A 5,500-nucleotide genomic window follows, 5' to 3' on the forward strand; every position below is an offset into this window, starting at 1 on the left:
CGGGCTGCTGGCGGTGCTCTGGGGAACCTGGCGAGAGGGACGCGCCTTCCGGCAGCTGCGGCGGGTCGACGCGCTCCGTGCCCTGCTGGCGGAGGACAGCGGACCCGTTCTGCCCGCGCGTGCCCTGGCGCTCGATTGGCTGAGCTCCCTCAACCAGCTACCTGGGCTCGCGGCCGCGCGAGAGGCGGCGGGCACGGCAGCGGATGTGCCGCTGTTGCGGGCGGCACTGCGGCGGCACCTGGTCGGACCGCTGCAGAGCGCCACCCAGCGGGCGGGGAGCCAAGCCGCGCTCGAGGGTGGAATTGTCGTGGCGATCAGCCCCTCGCCGGCGCTGGACGGGGTGCTGGCGGGGCTGCGTGGCCTTTCCCTGCTGCGGCAGGTGGCGGCAATCCACGGCATGCGACCGGGCGCGATGGTGACGTTCTCGCTGCTGCGACGGCTGGCCTGGACCGCGGCCGGAACCTCGGGGCTCGACCTGCTGGGGCGCAGCGTTGCCGACAGCGCCCTCTCGCATCTGCCGGTACTCAGGCACCTCGCCGCTGCCCTGCCGGGCTCAGGCCTTACCGCCCTGCGCCTCAAGCGCCTCGCCGAGGTCACCGCTCAGGCGTGCTCGCCTTTCGAGAGGGCGCTGTAAGGCAACGGATCCTCTCGACAGCCTGCTCTTCGGTCCCTGGCGGACGACAAAACTTCACGTATTGGTGATGTCGGCACTGATATGGTCGCCCTCGCAGCGACCAACCCCTGTGGCTGCTCAGAGCAGCGGCTGGGTGGACCATGCAGAGACTGGCGATCGGCTTGAGCGTTCTTCGTCCGCACACCTGGAGCCCTGCGGCGGTCGTTCGCTCCTTGACCGTGGCCGGCATGGGCGTGGCCGTTGGCGTGCTTGGGCTGGGTGCCCTCGTCCTGCTGGACGCACGAGCGGACGCATGGCGTCAGGCGGAAACGGCCTCCTCCAATCTGGCGCGTGCCCTCGAACAGGACATCGCGCGCAATATCCATACCTATGATCTTTCGCTGCAGGGCGTCACGCTCGCTCTGCGCCAGCCCGGACTCGATCAAACCTCACCAGAGGTCCGGCACCTGGCGATGTTCGACCGTGCTGCGACGGCCGAATACCTTGGCTCAATCCTGGTGCTTGATCCGGAGGGCTCCATCGCAGCGAGCTCGACATCGACCGTGCCGATGGGGCTGAACTTCGCCGACCGCGACTATTTTCGCATCCATCAGGAGCAGCCCGACGCCGGGCTGTACATCAGCCGCCCCTATCACAGCCGCCTTCGGCGTGGAGATCCAAGTATCGCGATCAGCCGTCGACGGACCGGCGAGGACGGTGGCTTCGGTGGTGTCGTCATCGGGGCGCTCAGGTTGGCCTACTTCCAGCACCTGTTCGAAAAGCTCGATCTTGGCTCACAGGGATCGGTGACCCTGCTGAGAACCGACGGCACGGTCGTGGTCCGGCACCCTTTTAAGGACGCCGATATGGGGCGCGACATCAGTCCTGCTGACACGTTCAGGCACTTCGTCGCCTCGCCTTCCGGCCAGTTCGTCGGCACTTCCGCGCTGGATCAGGTCGAGCGTCTCTACACCTTTCGCCGGATCGGCGATCTGCCCCTCATCCTGAGCGTCGGTGTGTCAACCGCGGGCGTCCGCGCGGCCTGGTGGAGCAAGGTGAGGATCCTTGGGACCATCCTCCTGCTTCTGTGCAGCGCGACCGTCGCGCTGTGCCTGCTTTTCAAGCGGGAGATGCTGCGCCGAATTGAGGCAGAGCGCGCCCTGACCGAGGCCGCTGAGCGCCTCACGATCGTTGCGACGACGGACGGTCTCACCGGCCTCGCGAACAGGCGGCAGTTTGACGTGTCCCTGGATCGGGAGTGGCGCCGCGCTGCTCGCAACGAGACCCCTCTCTCGTTGCTGCTGCTCGATGCCGATCACTTCAAGGCCTACAATGACAGCTACGGGCATCAGCAGGGTGACGAGGTGCTTCGGCGCGTCGCTGCCTGCATCCGTTCCGCCCTGCTCCGGCCTGTTGACGTTGGTGCGCGATACGGTGGAGAGGAGTTCGCGATCTTGCTCCCCGACACCGACGTCGTTGGTGCGTGGACTCTTGCCGAACGCATCCGCCTTGCCGTTGCCGCTCTCGAGATCCCCCACGCTGCAAGCCTATCGCAAGTTGTAACCGTCAGCGTCGGGCTCACTACCCTTTACCCGCAGCACGGCCAGCACGCGGGCCTCCTCGTCGAGGAGGCTGATGCTGCCCTCTACGAAGCAAAGCGCAGCGGCAGGAACTGCGCCTGCATCGCGAGACGCTTCAGCACGACACGGCAAGAGCCCGGGCTGCTGGCGGCGGGAGAGTAGCAGAACCTCGACCTCGACCTCGACGTCGCCTCCGTCCGGCCGGGGAGCGTTAAGAAACGAGCCACGATAGACGTGGCGAACTTGGTGAAAAAGCCCACGGCAACTCGGGCCCTAGGGCCTCGGTGAAGGAAGCGAGCATGGCGGCGGTCGCGCAGAGTAGCGAGCCAACACTGGACGTCACGGCTACATCTCTCCTGGCTTCATTGCCTGGGGCGGAGGGCCGGGCTCTGCAGTACCTGGTCGAACGTGGCCAGCGCCGTGGCCACGTCACCAAGACAGAGGTCGCTGCCACTCTCCAGACGGACCACAACTCGTCGGACAGCCTGGAGGAGGCCCTCGTCATGCTAGCCGCCCTCGGCATCGAAGTTGCCGACGAGGACGAGGGCGAGGGAGACGAGGGGGCCGCTGAAGAGGAGGAGGACGGCTCGGCGGACACGGCCCAGGTGGCCACGCGAGCCGAGCAGGACGCTCCAGGCGCAGCTGATACGGTGCGCATGTACCTGCGGGACGCAGGCGCCTTCATGCTGCTGACCCGACAGGGCGAGGCCGCCGTGGCCAAGCGCATCGAGATCGGCCGGGCCATGATGATTGAGGGGCTCTGCGAGTCCCCTTTGGTGCTGGCCGCCATTCTGGGCTGGTACAGGGCGGTGCGGGACGGACGCATGCCGTTGCGAGACGTCCTGGACCTTGAGGCGACCGCGGAGGCAGGGGAGGCGCCCACCGACGATGGTGCCGAGCAGGAGACAGAGATCCCGGGTGAGGCAGGGGAGGCCGACATACAGATTGCTCCCTCTGCCCTCGAACAGCAGCTCCGGCCAGAGGCTCTCACCGCCTTTCAAGCCATCGACGCGGCCGCACAAATCCTCGGAGACCTCCAGGCACGTCGCATGGCGGCCTACGCGGACGGCAGCGCGCTCGGGCCGGCGGAAGAGGCGGCGTTCAAGCAGCATCGTGTCGAGTTGGTGTCCCTCATCAGCCGCCTCCACCTTCATCCCAGCCGCATCTCCGAGCTCGTCGAGCGGCTGCGCGATCTGAACAGGCGCTTGGTAGGCGCCGAGGGCCGCCTGCTTCGTGTCGCCGAGACGGCAGGGGTCGGGCGCGACGACTTCCTTGCTGCCTACCACTTCTCAAGCACCTCACCGGACTGGGTGGCCAGCCTCGCCTCGCGCAAGGGCAAAGGCTGGATGGCGCTCGCGACGCGCTATGCTTCGGACGCGGAGGAGGCACGGGCATCAATCCTCGCCATCGCAGCCGAGGCTGGCTTGCCGATCGAGGAGTTTCGCCGCGTCCAGGCCACCGTGGCCAAGGGCGAGCGCGATATGAACGGCGCCAAGAAGGAGCTGACCGAGGCCAACCTCCGCTTGGTTGTCTCCTTCGCCAAGAGGTACACCAATCGCGGCATGCCGCTCCTAGACCTCATCCAAGAGGGCAACATCGGGCTGATGAAGGCGGTCGACAAGTTCGACTACCGCCGCGGGTTCAAGTTCGCCACCTACGCCACCTGGTGGATACGTCAGGCCATCACGCGCGGCCTTTCGGAGAAAGGCCGGACCATCCGCATTCCGGTGCATGTGGCTGCGATCGTCAACAAGCTGAGCCGCACCTCAGGGCAGCTGATGCGCGAGCGCGGACGGGAGCCGACCCCTGCCGAGATCGCGGAGCGAATGGGCATGCCGGTCGAGAAGGTGATTAGGGCTCAGAAGATTGCTCGCGAACCGATCAGCCTGGAAACGCCGGTTGGAGATTCTGAGGACAACCAGCTGGGCGATCTCATCCGCGATGAGGGCGCCGTCATGCCTCTCGATCTTGCTGTGCAAACGGGCCTGAGGCGAGCCACGACGAAGGTTCTCTCCTCGCTCAGCCCGCGGGAGGAGCGGGTCCTTCGGATGCGCTTTGGGGTGGGCATGAACACCGACCACACGCTTGAGGAGGTAGGTCAGGCGTTCAACGTTACGCGCGAGCGCATCCGTCAGATCGAAGTCAAGGCTCTCCGGAAGATGCAACATCCGTCCCGATCGAGGCTTCTCCGCAGCTTCCTCGATGAGACTTAGCTGAGCTCCGACGACGAGTAGCGCGGACATCCACTAGAACTCACCCGCGTTGCGTAAGGGGAGGCAGGGCCCGTCCGCTCCAGCAACCGCCACATGGCTCCCCGCCCGATCAATTGAGCTCTCACGGCAATAGCAGGAGGGAGCCGTGTTGCGCAGCGGGGTGGCTTCTTAATGAAAGCGAGTTGAGCGCGAAGAAGCTGCTCGGATTAGTTGGCGCATCGGTAATGCACGGCAACGGCGCCGCTGCGGAGCGGCGTGGCCGAGATCAGCTCAAGCCGTCGCGCGATGGGCAGTCCACTCTGGTAGAGGGTTTGTCCGCAACCAGCGATCCTGGGGAGAACAAGGAACTTGTGCTCGTCGACCAGATCCAGTCGATCTAGCTCGGTCGCAAGCTTGCCGCTACCCAGGAGTACATCGGCTGAGGTCGCGTCTTCGAGCCTCTGCACGCCCGTGCGCAGGTCGCCGGCGATTTGGTGACTGTTAATCCAGGAGAAGGCCTCTCGCGTCGACGACACCACATATTCAGCTTAGCTTCCAGCTTAGCCGCCCACTCGCGTATCGCTGGCGGCGCCCCCTCATCGCCGCGGGCGACTGCCGGCCAATCCCTCAGTGCTGCGGGCCGCCTCGACCACGGCGCATCCGTGCTAAGCAGCCTTCTTCGTGAGGTTCACAAGGGCGTTTAGGGCACGGGTGACGAGTGCCCGCGTTGCCTCGTCTTGCCGGAACGCAACAGCAAGAACGCCGCCTCGTGAGTCGACAATGCGTGCGGATGCGAACTCCGCTTCGCTCGGTAAACCGTAAGCGTCGCGGCGGCGGCACATTGCGGCGCGGAGTGGTGCTGTGATGCAAGTGCGGGATGGGCAGGACGCTACCGCCGCGGATCACAGAGGCTGAGGACGCTCATACGATTACTCGTATGAGTGTGCGTGAGAAGCCGGTCGAGGTGATTACCCGCGGCGAGCGGCGGCGGAGTTGGACGGGAGCGCAGAAGCGCGACATCGTCATGGAGAGCCTGGAGCCGGGAGGCTCGCCGATAGCGGTAGCGCGGCGCCACGGCATTGGGACTGGCCTGCTCTACACCTGGCGTCGGCAGA

5 protein-coding genes are annotated in these 5,500 nt (G+C 66.0%); all 5 read left to right on the top strand.

The window, feature by feature from the left end; genetic code table 11:
- The coding region (locus EAH89_RS30170; protein WP_140887782.1) for a DUF697 domain-containing protein at positions 1–634 on the top strand (634 nt) is incomplete at its 5' end.
- Between the two features lie 140 nt (positions 635–774).
- Positions 775–2,355 carry a GGDEF domain-containing protein gene (locus EAH89_RS30175; RefSeq protein WP_140887785.1) on the top strand — a complete coding sequence of 527 codons (1,581 nt, stop codon included), beginning with the start codon at positions 775–777 and terminating at the stop codon, positions 2,353–2,355.
- A 137-nt stretch (positions 2,356–2,492) separates the two neighbouring features.
- Positions 2,493–4,406 (top strand): RNA polymerase sigma factor RpoD, encoded by a 1,914-nt coding sequence (gene rpoD / locus EAH89_RS30180; protein WP_140887787.1) that lies wholly within the window; start codon positions 2,493–2,495, stop codon positions 4,404–4,406.
- A gap of 182 nt (positions 4,407–4,588) precedes the next feature.
- Positions 4,589–4,786 (top strand): hypothetical protein, encoded by a 198-nt coding sequence (locus tag EAH89_RS32945; RefSeq protein WP_241667273.1) that lies wholly within the window; start codon positions 4,589–4,591, stop codon positions 4,784–4,786.
- Between the two features lie 536 nt (positions 4,787–5,322).
- The coding region (locus EAH89_RS33690) for a transposase (protein WP_161993831.1) at positions 5,323–5,500 on the top strand (178 nt) is incomplete at its 3' end.

This window comes from Muricoccus nepalensis (assembly GCF_006438825.1).
Lineage (GTDB): Bacteria > Pseudomonadota > Alphaproteobacteria > Acetobacterales > Acetobacteraceae > Roseomonas > Roseomonas nepalensis.

Excerpts from the sequence above, each read along its gene's own strand:
- EAH89_RS30175 (WP_140887785.1), top strand. The coding sequence starts at position 775 with ATGCAGAGACTGGCGATCGGCTTGAGCGTTCTTCGTCCGCACACCTGG.
- rpoD (WP_140887787.1), top strand. The coding sequence starts at position 2,493 with ATGGCGGCGGTCGCGCAGAGTAGCGAGCCAACACTGGACGTCACGGCT.